The sequence below is a fragment of the Pseudomonas weihenstephanensis genome, from assembly GCF_001043055.1.
In the GTDB taxonomy this organism is placed as follows: Bacteria; Pseudomonadota; Gammaproteobacteria; order Pseudomonadales; family Pseudomonadaceae; genus Aquipseudomonas; species Aquipseudomonas weihenstephanensis.
Genome location: NZ_JYLF01000003.1, coordinates 336,477 through 354,070, shown reverse-complemented (window position 1 = coordinate 354,070; position 17,594 = coordinate 336,477). Strand labels below are relative to the sequence as shown.

Sequence of the window (17,594 nt, the reverse complement as noted above, 5' to 3'; positions counted from 1 at the left end):
TAAAAGCGGTAGTTGTCTTACGCTCGGAGCCTTGCAGTTAACCTTGAAGCACTTCCAAGGTCAGATCCAGGCACTTGCGAGCCTTGGTTACCAGCTCATCGATCTCGTCTTTGCTGATCACCAACGGGGGCGAAATGATCATGGTGTCGCCCACGGCGCGCATGATCAGGCCGTTATCAAAGCAGAACTGGCGGCAGATCATGCCAACCCCACGGCCTTCATAACGTTTGCGCGTGGCTTTGTCCTGTACCAGTTCAATGGCACCCAACATGCCAACGCCGCGCACTTCGCCCACCAACGGGTGATCGTTCAGTTCGCGTAAACGCTTTTGCAAATACGGTGCCGTTTCGGCCTGCACTTTTTCGATAATTTTTTCGTCGCGCAGGATGCGGATGTTTTCCAGCGCAACGGCTGCCGCTACGGGGTGACCGGAGTAGGTAAAGCCGTGGTTGAAATCGCCGCCTTCGTTCAGTACCGCCACCACTTCGTCGCGCACGATCAGACCACCCATCGGGATGTAGCCCGAGGTCAGGCCCTTGGCGATGGTCATCATGTCGGGCTTGAGGCCGTAGAAATCGCTACCAAACCACTCACCTGTGCGGCCAAAACCGCAAATCACTTCATCGGCCACGAACAGAATGTCGTACTTGGCCAGAATCTCTTTGATGCGCGGCCAGTAGGTATCAGGTGGCACGATCACGCCGCCTGCGCCCTGAATCGGCTCGGCAATAAAGGCACCGACGTTATCGACGCCGATTTCGAGAATTTTTTCTTCCAGTTGATTGGCCGCCCAGATGCCGAACTCTTCCGGGGACATGTCACCGCCTTCACCGAACCAGTAAGGCTGCGGGATGTGCGTGATGCCCGGGATCGGCAAGTCGCCCTGTTCGTGCATATAGGTCATGCCGCCCAGGCTGGCACCGGCCACGGTCGAACCGTGATAGCCGTTTTTGCGGCTGATGATGGTTTTTTTGTTCGGTTGGCCTTTGATCGCCCAGTAGTGGCGGACCATGCGCAACATGGTGTCGTTGCCTTCGGAGCCGGAGCCGGTAAAGAACACGTGGTTCATGCCTTCAGGCGCAATCTGGGCAATGACTTTTGACAGCTCAAGCACCGGGGGGTGAGCGGTCATGAAAAACAGGTTGTAGTACGGCAATTCGCGCATTTGCTGACTGGCAGCGTCTGCCAGTTCATCGCGCCCGTAACCGATTGCTACACACCACAGGCCGGCCATGCCGTCGAGAATCTTGTGACCTTCGCTGTCCCACAAATACACGCCCTTGGCGTGAGTGATGATGCGCGGGCCAACTTCCTTCAATTGTTTGAAGTCACTGAACGGCGCCAGGTGGTGATCATTACTGAGGTTTTGCCATTCGCGGGTTTGCGGGTTCTTGTTAGTCATACGGCTTCTCCTTTATTCAGTGGGGAGCCGCGCTTCCCAAGCGCGGCTCCGGCGTGTCAGACGGCGAACAGCAGGAATTCCCGCTCCCACGAACTGATGACGCGCTTGAAGTTTTCGTGCTCGGCACGTTTCACCGCGACGTAGCCGGTGATGAACTTGGTGCCCAGGTACTTCTCGACGGTCTTGCTGTTTTCCATACGCTCCAGGGCATCTTCGATGGTCAGCGGCAAGCGCAGGTTGCGGCGTTCGTACCCGCGCCCCACCACCGGTGCACTCGGGTTGATGCCTTCAACCATGCCGATGTAGCCACACAGCAAGCTGGCCGCAATCGCCAGGTACGGGTTGGCGTCGGCGCCCGGCAAGCGGTTCTCGACGCGGCGGTTTTGTGGGCCGGCATCCGGCACACGCAAACCTACCGTACGGTTCTCTTCGCCCCACTCCACGTTTACCGGTGCCGAGGTATCAGGCAAGAAACGACGGAAGGAGTTCACGTTCGGTGCAAACAGCGGCAACAGCTCTGGAATGAACTTCTGCAAGCCGCCGATGTGATTGAGGAACAGCTGGCTCATACTGCCGTCTTCATTAGAAAAGACGTTTTTGCCGGTTTCGATGTCGATGATGCTCTGGTGCAAGTGCATGGCACTGCCAGGCTCGCCGGTCATGGGCTTGGCCATGAAGGTGGCGGCCACGTCGTGCTTGAGTGCGGCTTCGCGCATGGTGCGCTTGAACACCAGAATCTGGTCGGCCAGCGACAGCGCATCGCCGTGACGGAAGTTGATTTCCATCTGCGCGGTGCCGTCTTCGTGGATCAGTGTGTCCAGATCCAGCTCTTGCAGCTCGCACCAGTCGTAGACGTCTTCGAACAGCGGGTCGAATTCGTTGGCAGCTTCTATAGAGAAGGACTGGCGGCCAGTTTCGGGGCGACCGGAACGACCGACAGGCGGCTGCAACGGGTAGTCCGGGTCGTCGCTGCGCTTGGTCAGGTAGAACTCCATCTCTGGCGCCACGATCGGCTGCCAACCGTGGTCGGCATAGAGCTTGAGGACCTTTTTCAGCACGTTGCGCGGCGACAACTCAATCGGGTTGCCCTGTTTGTCGTACGTGTCGTGAATCACCTGAGCCGTAGGCTCAATCGCCCAAGGCACGAGAAATACGGCGTTCTGATCGGGACGGCAGACCATGTCAATGTCGGCCGGATCGAGGAGTTCGTAATAGATGTCGTCTTCGACATAGTCGCCCGTTACGGTTTGCAGCAATACGCTCTCGGGCAGGCGCATGCCTTTTTCGGCAATGAACTTGTTGGTCGGCGAAATCTTCCCGCGAGTAATCCCGGTAAGGTCGGCGATCATGCATTCGACTTCTGTGATCTTGTGGTCTTTCAACCAATCGGTGAGCTGGTCGAGGTTGTTACTCATAAATGCCTCTGGGCTGAGTGTCCTGACTTGAATTAGTCAGGCGTTTACTGACGCATCGGCGTCGCGTTGGGTTGCGCGCCTTCTACAGGCATCGCCAAATGCCTGAAAGATGGCGAGGTAAATCGGGTTAGAGCTTACCTGCCATTCGGGGTGCCACTGAACAGCTAAAGCAAAAGCCTTGCCGCCCTCGACCGAGACGGCCTCTACCAGGCCATCGGGTGCTGTAGCTTCCACCCGTAAACCGGGGGCCAAGCGATCAAGGCCCTGGGTATGGATGGAGTTGACGTCGAACTCGGCAGGCAAGCCCAAGCCCGCCAATACGCCGCCGGGTTGAACGTGCATGGCGTGGCTGGGGGCGTACTGCACATCGACTGGCGCGCTCGGGTCTTCACGGTGCTCGATAAAGCCTTCGACTTCATGCAGTTTCTGGTGAAGCGAGCCGCCGAGGGCTACATTCAACTCCTGAAAGCCACGGCAAATGCCGAGCACGGGAACGCCGGCAGCCAGTGCCGCGCGAATCAGGGGGAGTGTGGTGCGATCACGGTCAGCATCGTGCAGCGTGCCGGCCGCGCTGGCAGGACCGTTATACAAATGAGGTTCGATATTGGAAGGTGACCCGGTAAATAGCAGGCCGTCCAGACCGTCAAGAATATCGGTCGGATCAATCAGCTCCGCTAAAGACGGAACGATCAGAGGCAAGCCTTGGGCTGCCACCGCAACTGCTCGCACGTACTTGTCACCGGTGATGTGATAAGGATGCAAACCGATCTGCTTGGTGCAGGCGGTGACGCCGATTAACGGCAGGCGTGACATGTAACACCCCGGTATTATTGCTGTTATGGGTTTGAATCGAGCTTAGCCTTGTTCATTTTTTTACACAACACTCCCGTAAAAAATACAATACGGCCCGCTCAAGCCTGCGGGCGGCACGCTTTTTTTTTAGGCATCAGACGCTCTAAAAAGCGTCAAAAATGCCCTTTAAGCGCTTTTTTAGGGCAAAAAATAGGCTGCTTGACTTCGGTATGCCGTTCGGGTTGACTGAAACCCGTAGCGCTCAATGATTGATATTTTTAACAACAAAGGTGTTGCATCATGTCGGTACCCCCGCGTGCCGTTCAGCTGAATGAAGCGAACGCGTTCCTTAAGGAACATCCTGAGGTTCTGTACGTTGACCTTCTAATTGCGGATATGAATGGTGTAGTGCGCGGTAAGCGCATTGAACGCACCAGCCTCCACAAGGTTTACGAGAAAGGCATCAACCTGCCAGCCTCTCTATTTGCTCTGGATATCAATGGCTCAACGGTGGAAAGCACCGGTCTGGGTCTGGACATCGGCGACGCAGACCGAATCTGTTATCCAATCCCTGACACCCTGTGCAACGAGCCGTGGCAAAAGCGCCCTACCGCGCAATTGCTGATGACCATGCACGAACTTGAAGGTGAACCTTTCTTCGCCGACCCGCGCGAAGTGCTGCGTCAAGTTGTTACTAAATTTGACGAGCTTGGCCTGACCATCTGCGCCGCTTTCGAACTTGAGTTCTACCTGATCGACCAAGAGAACGTGAACGGTCGCCCGCAACCTCCGCGCTCGCCGATCTCCGGCAAACGCCCGCACTCGACTCAGGTGTACCTGATCGACGACCTCGACGAATACGTCGATTGCCTCCAGGACATTCTGGAAGGTGCGAAAGAGCAAGGCATCCCGGCTGACGCTATCGTTAAAGAAAGTGCCCCGGCGCAGTTCGAAGTGAACCTGCACCACGTTGCCGACCCGATCAAGGCCTGCGACTACGCGGTACTGCTCAAACGCCTGATTAAAAACATCGCCTACGACCATGAGATGGATACCACGTTCATGGCCAAGCCTTACCCAGGCCAGGCGGGCAACGGACTACACGTACATATCTCGATTCTGGACAAAGAAGGCAAAAACATTTTTGCCAGCGAGGATCCCGAGCAGAACGCCGCATTGCGTCACGCGATCGGCGGTGTGCTGGAGACCCTACCGGCGCAGATGGCGTTCCTATGCCCTAACGTCAACTCGTACCGTCGTTTCGGTGCTCAGTTTTATGTGCCGAACTCGCCATGCTGGGGCCTGGATAACCGTACGGTGGCTATCCGCGTACCGACCGGTTCGTCTGATGCTGTGCGCATCGAACATCGGGTAGCCGGTGCCGATGCCAACCCGTATCTGTTGATGGCGTCTGTGTTGGCCGGTATTCACCACGGGCTGACCAACAAGATCGAGCCGGGTGCTCCGGTCGAAGGCAACAGCTACGAGCAGAACGAGCAAAGCCTGCCAAACAACCTGCGCGATGCACTGCGTGAGCTGGATGACAGCGAAGTCATGGCCAAATACATCGACCCTAAATACATCGATATCTTTGTGGCCTGTAAAGAGAGCGAGCTGGAAGAGTTTGAACACTCCATCTCCGACCTCGAATACAACTGGTACTTGCATACCGTGTAAACGATTGCTGCTCTAAAAAAACGCCGCTGGCCTTAAAGCCAGCGGCGTTTTTTTGTGGCTTTTTTCTTTCCTCTTTTACGTCGCTGTCCACAAGAACTCAGGAAAAAACCTACATATAAAAGTACTCCGAGCTCCCAAGATGATCGGCTTATTGAGCCACACGCAGGGTGCTCAGCCATCTTTACCGGACCGCACTTACATGCCTATCGCTAAAAAGCTCCCCTACACAAAACACCATCGCCTCGCGGCGGTCATTTTGTTGATTGGCATGTTTGTTTATCACAGCGCACTGTCTGAGGAGCAACCTTGGCACTTTACGACGCCTGCCAAGGCCGACGATTGCTCGCAGCAGTCCCCCGAAGAGGCGCCGTGCGGGTGTGGAGAGTTGCAGTCACCTATCAACATCAAGCATTCACTGCGCGCTCATCTGCCCGAACTGGTCACGCGATACAGTCCAGGGCCAGCAACGGTTAAGCACATTGGCCACACCCTGGAAGTCAGGACTGAAATGAAGGGACACCTCACATTGGGGGCCAAGTCCTACGATTTTGTGCAGTTGCATTTTCATCTGCCTGGAGTTGACCTCATAAAGGGTCGCAGCTACCCGCTGGTCGCGCATCTGGTGCATAGAAGTTCAACCGGCGAAGTGGCTGTGGTCGCCATCGTCTTCAAAAGAGGCCGGGAAAACGCCAATCTTGCACAGTTACTCGCCGTAATGCCGCGTCATAAGGGCGATGCATTTGTTTTGGGGAAATTCGATATCGCTCAACTGCTTCCACAACAGCGTAAGTACTACGCCTATAAAGAATCAATGTCCGCGCAGCCCGGCATTGAAGGCATTAACTGGCATATTCTCAAGACCCCGATGGAAGTATCGGATGCGCAACTGCACGCCTTCCAATTGATACTCCCTGCGCACAGGCGGCCGGCGCACCCTGCGCGCAACCGCTCGGTTCGGGTCGGTGGCTAACCGACTATCCGGCTCGTACAATGCCTGCTGCCCGCAGGAGACACCCATGACGGCCCCCGTGACTTCACGCGCTACACCTCGCAAGGCCCGCGCACGCAGCCAGGCTCGAATCGACACCATATTGAACGCCGCCCGCACACTGCTGGCGACAGAAGGCGTGGCCAGTCTTTCGATTTACAGCGTGGCTGAGCGCGCAAAAATCCCACCCTCTTCGGTGTATCACTTCTTCAACAGTGTGCCCGCCTTGCTTGAGGCGCTGACCGCAGACATACACGCCGCCTTCCGCGCTTGCCTGCAAGCACCTGTGGCACATCAGCACCTCAACAGCTGGCGAGACCTGGCGCGTCAGGCTGAGCAACGCATGCTAAGGATTTACAACGAGGATGGAGCTGCCAGGCAGCTGATTCTGGCCCAGCACGGCCTGACGGAAGTGACCCAGGCTGACCGTCAACACGATCTGGAGCTGGGCCAGCAATTGCAGGCATTGTTTTCACGCCACTTTGAACTGCCTGCCTTGCCCGATGACGTGGATGTTTTTGCGCTGGCAATGGAGCTGGGCGACCGGGTCTATGCGCGCTCCATTCAGCTTCACGCCAGCATTACCCCACGCATGGCCGAAGAAGGCATGCGGGTTTTCGAGGCTTATCTGGCCCTCTACTTACCGCCCTATTTACCTAAACGAGAAGTGCCTGTGCCGTGCGATCACTGATCGGGCGCGGGCTTTTTGAACACATAAAACAGATTCGGCTCACTGACCACGTAGACCGTGCCTTCATCGTCCATCGCAATGCCTTCGGCTTGCGGGACTGACTTCTTTAAGCCATGCCGACCTTTCTTCAACGACAAAGTACTGATCGGGCGCCCTTCGACGTCCAGTTCAATCAGCAACTTGGACTCATCCGACAACGCCAGTAAATGACCGCTGCGCTCATCGAACTGCAAACTCGACAAGTCACGTACGAATAATCGCGAATCACGCCGTGGATTATTCACCACGTGAGTCGCATACGGCTGTTGCGGGTTAGCTTGAGGAAAGCCGCGTACTTCATAAATCAGCATGGGATCACGTTCCTTGGCGACAAACAGCCGTTTGCCCGCCGAGTCATACGCCAGCCCTTCAAAGCCCTTGTTGCCCGACAGATTGATACCAAGGATCAATTGCTCTGCATCAGCGGCATCCAGGGAATGCGTAGCGTCATCTACATGCACCTTGATCAGTCGCTGCTGGCGCTCGTCGGTGATGACGTAGGTGTCGGGGCCAATGAACTCCACGGCCTCTGCATCACCAAACCCGATCAACGGGATACGGCGCAAAACCTTGCCGTCCAAGGAGAGTTCAATCAGCTCGGCTTTCTGGTTGGTGACTGTAAACAGGGTTTTTCGTAACGGATCGTAGGTGAGAGCAGACACATCATCCTCAAGCCCTTCGATTTTCTGGCCTTGCAGCACAGCACGATACTCACCCAGGTTGATCGCGTTGGGGTCCATAGGCTCCCAGAGTTGGCGGGCATTGAACCAGGTGCGCTCGAACAAGCGGTAATGTTGTGCAGCAAACCCGCCTGCTACAAAAACCACGAGCAGCAGGCTAATGAAAAACACGGTCGAACGGCTGGCACGGCGCATGGGGGCATGACTCACAATCAGATCAGGCCGTGTAGATACCACGGCTGTATGAATTAAACCTTAATCCACAACACCCCCTCTGCGCCTTTAAGAACATTCCTACATTAGCCCAAGCTTATTTGGGTGCCTTCTCGAATCGATAAAACAGGTTCGGCTCACTCACCATGTACAACGTGCCGTGCTCATCAATGGCCACGCCTTCGGCACGAGGAATGGTGTTTTTAAGGCCATTGAAACCGCCCAGCAACGTCATAAAGCTGACTTGTTCGCCCAGTTCATCCAGTTCGAGCAACAGGTGCGAGTCTGCTGAGAGCACCAGGGTGTGGCCGGTGCGAGGATCAATGCTCAATGCCGAGAGGTTGCGCAGATCAAGCTCATCACTGGGCACTTTTTGTTTGTTACCCGTGAGAACCTGACTGCCATCACTCTTCCAGACAAACATGGCAGGTGGACGCTCTTCACCGAGTAATAATTGTTGGCGACGCGGGTCCCAGGCAATGGCTTCGAATGCTTTGTTCTGATCCTTGGAAACACCCAGGTTGTACTTGGGGAAATCGGCAATGTTCAAGCTTTTGGTGTTGGCATCGACCTTCACAATCGTCAATAAATGTTCACGTTCATCAACGATGGCCAACAGCCCGTTCTCCATGACTGTCAGACCTTCCGGGTTACTCCAGCCCACCAGAGGAATTTTGCGTAACACATCACCCTCAAGTGTCAGCTCGACCAGGAAAGGGTTTTTGCCCATGACCGAAAACAATGTTTTGCTGAGTGGGGAATACGCCAGATCGGAGGCTTCGTCCTTCTCCATGCCGGGCAAAGGCTTGGCATCGATGACCGCCGTGTAATCGGGCAGCCAGACGCTTTCGCTCTGCTCGCCGCTGCTTTCAAACCGCTCCAATACCCACAATGCACCCCGATCATCCCAGTGCATGACGGCCGCCACGCCGTAAAGCAATGCTGCCAACAATAAAAGCCAGTAATACCAGCGCAACGAGAAGCGAGAAGGTTGGCGGACAGATGGGGTCAGCAGAGGATCGGTGGCCATTGATGTGCTCTTCCAGAAAATTTTTGCTACGTCTGAGTAACACAAACAGGTTACGCAGGCTGCTCAGGCAAGAGGCATTATGCAGACTGAATGTGAAATTAATGGCAAAAGCGCCACGCGCAGCCCGCAAGACTAGAGGAAACCCGAAAAAAGCCAAATAATGGCACTGAGCCATGTGCCGCCAGCGTATTAAAGATGACAACCAGAACGCTATGCACCGAAAAATATAAATTTAACGTAGGAAACTTTTCCCCTCTACGCGACAACTTCTCTACGCTTACGCCGCCAGAAACTAGGCCACTCTAAATATATTGCACTTTGCACATCGACTTGCACCGCCCACCTATTTAATTATGTGCAGGCATTGAGATAACAAATGTCGACCGGGATAATTATTTTCCGGTTCCACCGCCCGCCCGGTAGGATCTTTCTGAATAATAAGACGACATGCGTATTCACCAACTTCAAACTTGACACTCCTCCATCCAGCCTCTTATCTAATAAAACAGATCGGCCTACGCTCGAACTTACCGGAGCTGCACAAGCACCTGTATTGAGCGGACGGCATCGATCACGCGCACTCAGAGACGAAGGCGCCTAGCTCCTGACTTCCACTAGAGAACCGCCCGCTCTGGTGTGCGCGGCCATTTATTAAATTAATGATTTCGGAGTTCATATGCCTTTCACCTCGCACGCCAATAAACTCGCACCCCCCGCTCTTTATCAAACTAATAAGCCGCTGATTTGTGCCCGGGCCGCCGAGCAGCTATTTATTACCGTACCGCCCTACTTAGATATGGAAGAAGGTGACCTGATCGAATTGTTCTGGGACGGCTGCTATGTAACTTCACGGCAACTTGTGAAGTCTGATATCGGCCAACCCTGCCAGCTAAGAGTGCCCGAAAGTTTTATTCAAAATGGCTCGGCGCGACTCTATTACCGCGTGATGCATATCGGCAGCAGTCCTGCTCTTTCAGCCCAACTCAAGGTGTTGGTTAAACTTGATTGCCCCGGCGGCAAAGCCATCGGCGAAGAAAATCAAGGGCTTGCACCGGTGGGGATTCCAGGCCCCATCCAGCGGTATGGGGTCAATGCCAGCCAAATGAAACGCGGTGTGCCCCTGATCATTGAGCCCTACCCCAACATGGCAATCGACGATGCCATTACCTTGATGTGGGGGGATATACGCATGGACGTGCCCAAATTGCGCCGAGAGGACATCGGCAAGGCCGTCAACGTGTTCGTGCCGCCCGACATCATTCTGGAAGCCGGGGAAGACGCCAAACTGGAAGTCACCTACTGCGTCATTGACCGCGTCGGTAACAACTCACGTTGGGCGCCAGCACGCACGCTCAAGGTGGGTGCTAACAGGCGCTACGTAAACCCGTCGTCCAACGCGTTACTGCGCGTCGCTGAACCCAGGCCCAATTGGCGAGACTAGCCGTAACGGGCTGAAAGAAAGGTCTATTCATATTCCTAAAAGTTAGTTCTTTAAATTTTTATACTCGATTAGGGTATATAGACCGGACCACCGGACTCTCTAGCGTTTATTCGCGCCGCTTACACGGCGCTTCCCTGAGATGCGAGGTAGGTATGGTCAGTAACACAATCACCCTTGTGCGTAACGCCAGGGCATTGAGTGCAGCCAAGGAGCGGTACTGATGTCTAACTTGGCTAATGCACATTTGCAAAGCGACCACGATGTCGCGCCCTTGTTGTTATCAGCGCATGTCCTGCGCAACGACAACGAAGCCCTTCAAGCCGCGCATGCCCTGGCTGCAGTGGCCCGCGAACACGCGGCCAAGCGCGATCAGCAACGCAAGTTGCCCTGGTCACAGCTTGAGGCGTTCACGCAAAGCGGGCTGGGCAGTATTTCTATCCCCCGTGAATTCGGTGGGCCTCAGGTGTCTTACGTCACCTTGGCCGAAGTCTTCGCCATCATTTCGGCCGCTGATCCGGCGTTGGGGCAAATCCCGCAAAACCAGGTGGGCATTCTTAACCTGATCCAGAGCACGGCCACCCACGCCCAAAAAGAGCAATTGTTCAGCAGCGTGCTGCAAGGCTGGCGCATCGGTAATGCCGGGCCTGAGCGCGGCAGTAAAAACACCCTCGACCTCAAAGCCCGCATCACCACGGATGGCGACGAGTTCGTCATTAACGGCCAGAAGTTTTACTCAACCGGTGCACTTTTCGCCCACTGGATTGCCGTCAAAGCGCTGAACGAAGACGGCAAACAAGTGATTGCCTTTGTACGACGCGGCACGCCGGGCTTGCGCGTAGTGGATGACTGGTCAGGTTTTGGCCAACGCACGACCGCCAGCGGCACCGTGTTGCTCAATGATGTGCGCGTAGACGCCGACCTGGTCGTCGACAACTGGCGCATCAACGAAAGCCCCAACATTCAGGGCGCAGTCTCGCAATTGATCCAGGCAGCCATCGACTTGGGTATCGCCCGCGAGGCCATTGCCGACACCCTCAGTTTTGTACGCGAACGCTCACGTCCCTGGATTGATGCCAAGGTGGAGCGCAACAGCGATGACCCTTATGTGATTGCCGACATCGGCAAGCTAAGCATTGAACTGCACGCCGCCCATGCGCTGCTGCGCAAAGCGGGCCGTGTGCTGGATGAAGTCAGCGCAAAGCCGATAGACGCCCAAGCGGCGGCACGCGCTTCGATTGCGGTGGCCGAGGCCAAGGTGCTGAGCACTGAACTGTCGCTATTGGCCAGTGAAAAGCTCTTCGAACTGGCCGGTAGCCGCGCCAGCCTCGCCGAATTCAACCTTGACCGGCACTGGCGCAACGCCCGCGTGCATACCTTGCACGACCCGGTGCGCTGGAAATACCACGCCATCGGTGCGTATCGCCTTAACGGCACCTTGCCTGCCCGGCATTCCTGGATCTGACGCTGGAGAACACCATGTCACTGACATCCAAACAGGTCCCGGTGCTGCACAGCGACGCCGAGGCCCTGAAGGTCGCCCATGAGCTGGCCGCCGTGTTGAAGCGCGACAGCGCACTGCGCGACCGTGAACGGCGCTTGCCGCACGATGAACTCGAACTGTTTTCCCACACCGGACTGTGGGGCATTTCCGTGCCCAAGGCTTACGGTGGCGCCGGGGTTTCCAGCACCACGCTGGCCCAAGTCATTGCGTTGATTTCGGCCGCCGACAGTTCGCTGGGGCAAATCCCGCAAAACCACTTTTATGCCCTCGAAGTGCTGCGGGTAAATGGTCGCCCGCAACAAAAGCAACGCCTGTATGCCCAGGTGCTGGCGGGCGAGCGCTTCGGTAATGCACTGGCTGAACTGGGCACTAAAAATGCTCATGAACGCACCACCCATCTGGCCAAGGCCGAACACGGCTTTCGCATTACCGGTCGCAAGTTCTACGCCACGGGTGCGCTGTATGCGCAACGCATCCCCACGCTGGTGGTGGACGACGACGGCGTGCAGCACTTGGCGTTCGTACCCCGCGACAGCGAGGGCCTGAGCATCATTGATGACTGGAGCGGCTTTGGCCAGCGCACCACAGGTAGCGGTTCAGTGGTGCTGGACAACGTTTTTGTGGCCGCCGAAGACGTGGTGCCTTTCCAGAGTGCATTCGAACGTCCCACCACGGTCGGGCCGCTGGCGCAAATCCTTCATGCCGCCATCGACACCGGTATCGCCCGTGCCGCCTTTGAAGATGCGTTGCACTTTGTGCGCACCAAAACCCGGCCCTGGATCGACGCCACCACCGACATCGCCAGCGAAGACCCCTTGACCCTAAAAAGCTTCGGCCATTTGAGCGTACGCCTGAGCGCCGCCGAAGCCTTGCTGGAACGCGCCGGGGAGTTTCTCGACATTGCCCAGGCCGACCCGAACGCTAGCACCGTCGCGGCAGCCTCCATTGCCGTGGCCGAAGCGCGCGCCATCAGCACTGAAATCTCCCTGGCAGCGGGCAGCACGCTGTTTGAACTGGCGGGCAGTCAGGCCACGCTGGCCGAACATGGCCTGGATCGTCACTGGCGTAACGCCCGGGTGCACACCTTGCATGACCCGGTGCGCTGGAAGTACCACGCGATAGGTAACTACTACCTCAACGATGAAAACCCGCCACTGCGGGGGACCATCTGATGGCCAAAAAGAAAATCCTGCTCAATGCCTTCAACATGAATTGCATTGGCCATATCAACCACGGGTTGTGGACACACCCGCGCGACAACTCCACACAATTCAACACCCTCGAATACTGGACCGAGCTTGCGCAGTTACTGGAGCGCGGGCTGTTTGACGGGCTGTTTATCGCCGACATAGTGGGCGTCTACGACGTGTACCAGAACTCGGTGCAGGTGCCGCTCAAAGAGTCGATCCAACTGCCGGTCAACGACCCGTTGCTGTTGGTTTCAGCCATGGCTGCCGTCACTAAAAACCTCGGTTTTGGCCTGACCGCGAATCTGACTTACGAGCCGCCGTATTTGTTCGCACGCCGCATGTCGACGCTGGACCACCTGAGCCGTGGACGCGTGGGCTGGAACATTGTCACCGGCTACCTCGACAGCGCCGCCAAGGCCATGGGCCTCAAAGAGCAAGTCGAGCACGACCGCCGTTATGACCAGGCCGACGAATACCTGGAGGTGCTCTACAAACTGTGGGAAGGCAGTTGGGAGAACGGCGCCGTGCTTAACGACCCGGCACAACGTATCTACGCCCAGCCCGACAAAGTGCACAAAGTTCAACACGACGGCGAGTTCTATCAGGTGCAGGGCTATCACCTGTGCGAGCCGTCACCGCAGCGCACTCCGGTGCTGTTTCAGGCGGGCAGCTCCGAGCGCGGGCTGGCGTTTGCCGGGCGCCATGCCGAATGCGTGTTTATCAGCGGCCAAACCAAGGCTGCGACCAAAACCCAGGTCGACAAAGTGCGCGCCAGCGCGGTGGCGGCCGGACGCAACCCTGACGACATCAAATTGTTCATGGGCCTTAACGTGATCGTCGCCCCCACCCCCGCTCAGGCGCAGGCCAAACGCGAGGAATACCTGAGCTACGCCAGCGCCGAAGCGGGCGTGGCGCACTTTGCCAGCTCCACCGGCATCGATTTTGCGGACTACGAATTGGACGAACCAATCCAGTACGTGAAAAGCAACGCCATCCAGTCAGCCACCCAAGTGCTGCAAAACAACGACTGGACGCGCCGAAAATTACTCGACCAACACGCACTGGGCGGGCGCTACATGACGGTGGTGGGCTCGCCGGAGCAGGTCGCCGATGAACTGGAGTCATGGATTGAAGAAACCGGGCTGGACGGCTTCAACCTGACTCGCATCGTCACCCCTGAAAGCTACGTCGATTTCATCGACCTGGTGATCCCTGAACTGCAACGCCGGGGTGCGTACAAAACGGCCTATGACAGTGGCAGCTTGCGCCAAAAACTGTTTAGCGAAGGTGAGGCGCATCTGCCTGCACGGCATACCGGCGCCCACTACCGCCATAACGCTTAACCCCCCAGCCGCTGGCGCAGGCTGCGTCAGCGGCTGCGGGTTTTGAATTCTTTGAACGGATAACGGCCATGAACAAAAAATACGCACTGGTACTTGCCCTGGGACTGCTCGGCAGCCTCGCGCATGCAGCCGATAAACCGCTCAAAGTCGGCACCACCGCCGCCTTCGCCATCCCGCTGGAAACGGCGGTGGCCGAGGCCGGGAAACAAGGGCTAAACGTTGAACTGGTGGAGTTCACCGACTGGATCGCACCCAACACCACGCTGGCGGCCGGTGATATCGACGTCAATTACTTCCAGCACATCCCCTTTCTGGAAAATGCCAATGCGGCCGCGGGCAGCGATCTGGTGCCGTTCAAACCGGGAATCATCAATAACATCGGGCTGTACGCCAAAAAATATAAAAGCCTGGATGAGTTGCCGGTCGGCGCCACGGTGGCCATCGCCAATGACCCGATCAACAGCGGACGTGGCCTGCAATTACTGGCCAAGGCCGGTTTGATCACCCTCAAGCCCGGGGTCGGGTACAAGGCCACCGAAGACGACATCATCGCCAACCCGAAAAAAATCAAGATTCTGCAAGTCGAAGCGGTGCAACTGGTTCGGGCCTACGACGATGCCGATCTGGTGCAGGGTTACCCGGCTTACATCCGCTTGGCCAAAACGTTTGATGCAGGCTCTGCGTTGCTGTTCGACGGGCTCGATCACCCCGAATACGTGATTCAATTTGTGATCAAGCCGGACAACAAAGACGACCCGCGCATCGCCAAATTCGTCGACATTTATCAGCACTCGCCGGTCGTCAAAGCGTCGCTGGATAAAACCTACGGCACCTTGTACCAACCGGGTTGGGGAGGCTGATATGAGCGTGGCCATTGCTCGCGTGCAGCTCAACGAGCCGCCCAACGCGACCCAGACCGAGCTGCACCCTGAACTGAGCCGTGCCCATGTGCGTTTCATCGGCGTAGGCAAAACCTATGACGGTCGCCAAGGCCCCGTGGCGGCGCTCAAAGGCATCGACCTGGCGATTCAACATGGCGAAATATTCGGCATTATTGGCCGCAGCGGCGCGGGCAAATCGTCGCTGATCCGCACCATCAACCGTCTGGAGCAACCCAGCAGCGGGCGGGTGCTGATCGACCAGACTGACATCAGCAGCTTCGATGAAAACGCGTTGGTGGGGCTGCGTCGTCAGATCGGCATGATCTTCCAGCACTTCAACCTGATGTCGGCCAAAACCGTGTGGCAAAACGTTGAGCTGCCGCTCAAGGTCGCAGGCGTGCCGAAGCTGCAACGTGAGCAAAAGGTCCGGGAGTTACTGGAGCTGGTCGGTCTGCATGGCAAGCACGGCGCTTACCCGGCGCAGTTGTCAGGCGGGCAGAAACAACGCGTCGGTATCGCCCGCGCGCTGGTGCACAACCCCGCCATATTGCTGTGCGACGAAGCCACGTCTGCGCTCGATCCAGAGACCACGCAATCGATCCTCAGCTTGCTGCGCGAAATCAATCAGCGCCTGGGCCTGACCATCATCCTGATTACCCACGAAATGGCTGTGATTCGCGACCTCTGCCACCGCGTGGTGGTGCTGGAACAAGGGCACATTGTCGAGCAAGGCCCGGTGTGGCAGGTGTTCGGCGACCCGCAGCACGAAGTGAGTAAAACCCTGCTCGCGCCCTTGCAGGACACCGTGCCCCCCGCACTGCAAAGCCGCATCACGGCGCAGCCGCTGTCGGCGCAATCGAGCGTGATTCTGCGCCTGCGCTTCACCGGCCAGCACGCACAAGCGCCAGACCTGGGCGCGTTGTTCAGCGCCCTGGGCGGGCAGGTGCACCTGCTGCACGGCGGGGTCGAACACATACAAGGCCATGCCCTGGGGCAACTGCTGGTCAGCGTAAGCAACAGCTCACTGGGCGCCGAAGCGTTACGCAAACGTGCACAACCGTGGGCACAACAGGTCGAGGTGGTGGGCTATGGGATTTGATCGTTTATGGCAGGGGGTCATCGACACCTTCTTGATGGTCGGCGTGTCATCGTTCATCGCACTGGTACTGGGCATTCCACTGGCCGTGATTTTGGTCACCAGCGACAAGGGCGGCATCTATCAGGCGCCAGCGCTGAACAAAGCACTGGGCGCGTTCGTGAACCTGTTTCGCTCGATCCCGTTTCTGATTTTGATGGTGGCACTCATCCCGTTTACCCGACTGATTGTCGGCACCACTTACGGCGTGTGGGCCGCGGTCGTGCCGCTGACCCTGGCCGCCACACCGTTCTTTGCACGCATCGCCGAAGTCAGCTTGCGCGAAGTGGACCACGGCCTGATCGAGGCGGCCCAGGCGATGGGCTGCAAACGCCATCACATCATCTGGCACGTTCTACTGCCCGAAGCGCTGCCGGGCATCGTGGGCGGTTTTACCATCACCCTGGTGACCATGATCAACTCTTCCGCGATGGCAGGTGCCATCGGCGCGGGCGGATTGGGCGACATCGCCTATCGCTACGGCTACCAGCGCTTCGACACGCAAGTCATGCTCACCGTGATTGTGTTGCTGGTGGTGCTGGTGGCCGTCATCCAGCTGGGCGGTGATCGTTTGGCGCGGGTGCTGAACAAGCGTTGATAGGGCCAAGGCTGCGGTGTCTTTTTAAGTGCGCGAAGGTCAACACCTTCGCCCTCAATGCCCGTGGCTTCGACCTACATGACTCGGCTCACCTTCGGGGGCACTCACCGAGCCGCTGACTTCCAAACGTTGCAAAATCGCACAATGCTCACCTTCAGGCCCTGCACCGCACCGTTGGCGCAAGTCCAGCAGTTGCGTCTGTAACGCCAACAAGCCGTCGATACGCGCCTTGACGTGCTGGATGTGCTCATCAATCAATGCGTTCACGCTTTCGCACTGGTCCTGCGGGCTGTCACGCAGGTTGAGCAGGCTGCGGATTTCTTCGAGGGTCATGTCCAAGCTGCGGCAGTTGCGGATGAATGTCAGCCGTTCCACATGCGCCTGCGTGTACAAACGGTAATTGCCCTCACTGCGCGCCGGCTCTGGCAGCAGCCCTTCACGCTCGTAATAACGGATGGTTTCGACCTGACAGTCGGTCAATTTCGCCAGTTCACCGATTTTCATCGCGCATCTCTCCAAAAGGTCGCTTGACCCTATAGTGGCTACAGGGTCTTTACTTGGCAACAAGCACCTTTTTG

At 57.0% G+C, this 17,594-nt stretch carries 16 protein-coding genes; 10 read left to right on the top strand and 6 right to left on the bottom strand.

The features are described from left to right. Window positions 1–37: 37 nt before the first annotated feature. Genes TU86_RS09220 through TU86_RS09210 form a run of 3 tightly spaced genes read right to left on the bottom strand, consistent with a single transcriptional unit; the run spans window position 38 to window position 3,630 of the window. A complete protein-coding gene (locus tag TU86_RS09220) occupies window positions 38–1,402 on the bottom strand; it encodes an aspartate aminotransferase family protein (protein WP_048363987.1) in 1,365 nt (454 codons plus the stop codon). A gap of 56 nt (window positions 1,403–1,458) precedes the next feature. Then, window positions 1,459–2,817, bottom strand: coding sequence for a glutamine synthetase family protein (locus TU86_RS09215; RefSeq protein WP_048363986.1), 1,359 nt, complete (start codon window positions 2,815–2,817; stop codon window positions 1,459–1,461). Window positions 2,818–2,853: 36 nt separating this feature from the next. Next, complete coding sequence (locus TU86_RS09210; protein WP_048363985.1) at window positions 2,854–3,630, bottom strand: gamma-glutamyl-gamma-aminobutyrate hydrolase family protein; 777 nt, start codon at window positions 3,628–3,630, stop codon at window positions 2,854–2,856. Window positions 3,631–3,909: 279 nt separating this feature from the next. Here TU86_RS09210 and TU86_RS09205 point away from each other — a divergent pair, with 279 nt between their 5' ends. The 3 genes from TU86_RS09205 to TU86_RS09195 are packed head-to-tail and all read left to right on the top strand — an operon-like array spanning window position 3,910 to window position 6,965. Further along, window positions 3,910–5,286 (top strand): glutamine synthetase family protein, encoded by a 1,377-nt coding sequence (locus tag TU86_RS09205; RefSeq protein WP_048363984.1) that lies wholly within the window; start codon window positions 3,910–3,912, stop codon window positions 5,284–5,286. A 52-nt stretch (window positions 5,287–5,338) separates the two neighbouring features. Continuing rightward, window positions 5,339–6,256: a carbonic anhydrase family protein gene (locus tag TU86_RS09200; protein WP_157395888.1), complete on the top strand. Its 918-nt coding sequence runs from the start codon at window positions 5,339–5,341 to the stop codon at window positions 6,254–6,256. Between the two features lie 58 nt (window positions 6,257–6,314). Next, on the top strand, window positions 6,315–6,965 hold the full coding sequence (locus TU86_RS09195; protein ID WP_048364285.1) for a TetR/AcrR family transcriptional regulator: 651 nt from the start codon (window positions 6,315–6,317) through the stop codon (window positions 6,963–6,965). Here TU86_RS09195 and TU86_RS09190 read toward each other — a convergent pair. Both TU86_RS09190 and TU86_RS09185 read right to left on the bottom strand, forming a co-directional pair. After that, entirely contained in the window at window positions 6,959–7,879 is a 921-nt protein-coding gene (locus TU86_RS09190; protein WP_048363983.1) for an SdiA-regulated domain-containing protein, read from the bottom strand. The two genes, TU86_RS09195 and TU86_RS09190, sit on opposite strands and share 7 nt — an antisense overlap. 115 nt (window positions 7,880–7,994) lie before the next feature. Next, the gene (locus TU86_RS09185; RefSeq protein ID WP_048363982.1) at window positions 7,995–8,927 is read right to left on the bottom strand and encodes an SdiA-regulated domain-containing protein; all 933 of its coding nucleotides are present in this window, start codon (window positions 8,925–8,927) and stop codon (window positions 7,995–7,997) included. Between the two features lie 676 nt (window positions 8,928–9,603). Here TU86_RS09185 and TU86_RS09180 point away from each other — a divergent pair. The 7 genes from TU86_RS09180 (at window position 9,604) to TU86_RS09150 (ending at window position 17,016) form a co-directional block, all read left to right on the top strand. After that, window positions 9,604–10,368 (top strand): hypothetical protein, encoded by a 765-nt coding sequence (locus TU86_RS09180; protein ID WP_048363981.1) that lies wholly within the window; start codon window positions 9,604–9,606, stop codon window positions 10,366–10,368. A gap of 220 nt (window positions 10,369–10,588) precedes the next feature. Next, complete coding sequence (locus TU86_RS09175) at window positions 10,589–11,830, top strand: SfnB family sulfur acquisition oxidoreductase (protein ID WP_048363980.1); 1,242 nt, start codon at window positions 10,589–10,591, stop codon at window positions 11,828–11,830. 14 nt (window positions 11,831–11,844) lie between these two features. Beyond that, the gene (locus TU86_RS09170; protein WP_048363979.1) at window positions 11,845–13,041 is read left to right on the top strand and encodes an SfnB family sulfur acquisition oxidoreductase; all 1,197 of its coding nucleotides are present in this window, start codon (window positions 11,845–11,847) and stop codon (window positions 13,039–13,041) included. Beyond that, on the top strand, window positions 13,041–14,402 hold the full coding sequence (locus TU86_RS09165) for an LLM class flavin-dependent oxidoreductase (RefSeq protein ID WP_048363978.1): 1,362 nt from the start codon (window positions 13,041–13,043) through the stop codon (window positions 14,400–14,402). Before TU86_RS09170 ends, TU86_RS09165 begins: the two co-directional genes overlap by 1 nt. A 68-nt stretch (window positions 14,403–14,470) precedes the next feature. Then, window positions 14,471–15,262: a MetQ/NlpA family ABC transporter substrate-binding protein gene (locus tag TU86_RS09160; protein WP_048363977.1), complete on the top strand. Its 792-nt coding sequence runs from the start codon at window positions 14,471–14,473 to the stop codon at window positions 15,260–15,262. A gap of 1 nt (window position 15,263) precedes the next feature. Next, window positions 15,264–16,382: a methionine ABC transporter ATP-binding protein gene (locus tag TU86_RS09155; RefSeq protein WP_048363976.1), complete on the top strand. Its 1,119-nt coding sequence runs from the start codon at window positions 15,264–15,266 to the stop codon at window positions 16,380–16,382. Then, window positions 16,372–17,016, top strand: coding sequence for a methionine ABC transporter permease (locus TU86_RS09150; protein WP_048363975.1), 645 nt, complete (start codon window positions 16,372–16,374; stop codon window positions 17,014–17,016). The genes TU86_RS09155 and TU86_RS09150 overlap by 11 nt, the downstream gene beginning before the upstream one ends. 54 nt (window positions 17,017–17,070) lie before the next feature. On the opposite strand, the gene cadR is transcribed toward TU86_RS09150, so the two are convergent. After that, on the bottom strand, window positions 17,071–17,520 hold the full coding sequence (gene cadR, locus TU86_RS09145; protein WP_048363974.1) for a Cd(II)/Pb(II)-responsive transcriptional regulator: 450 nt from the start codon (window positions 17,518–17,520) through the stop codon (window positions 17,071–17,073). Window positions 17,521–17,594: the final 74 nt, after the last annotated feature.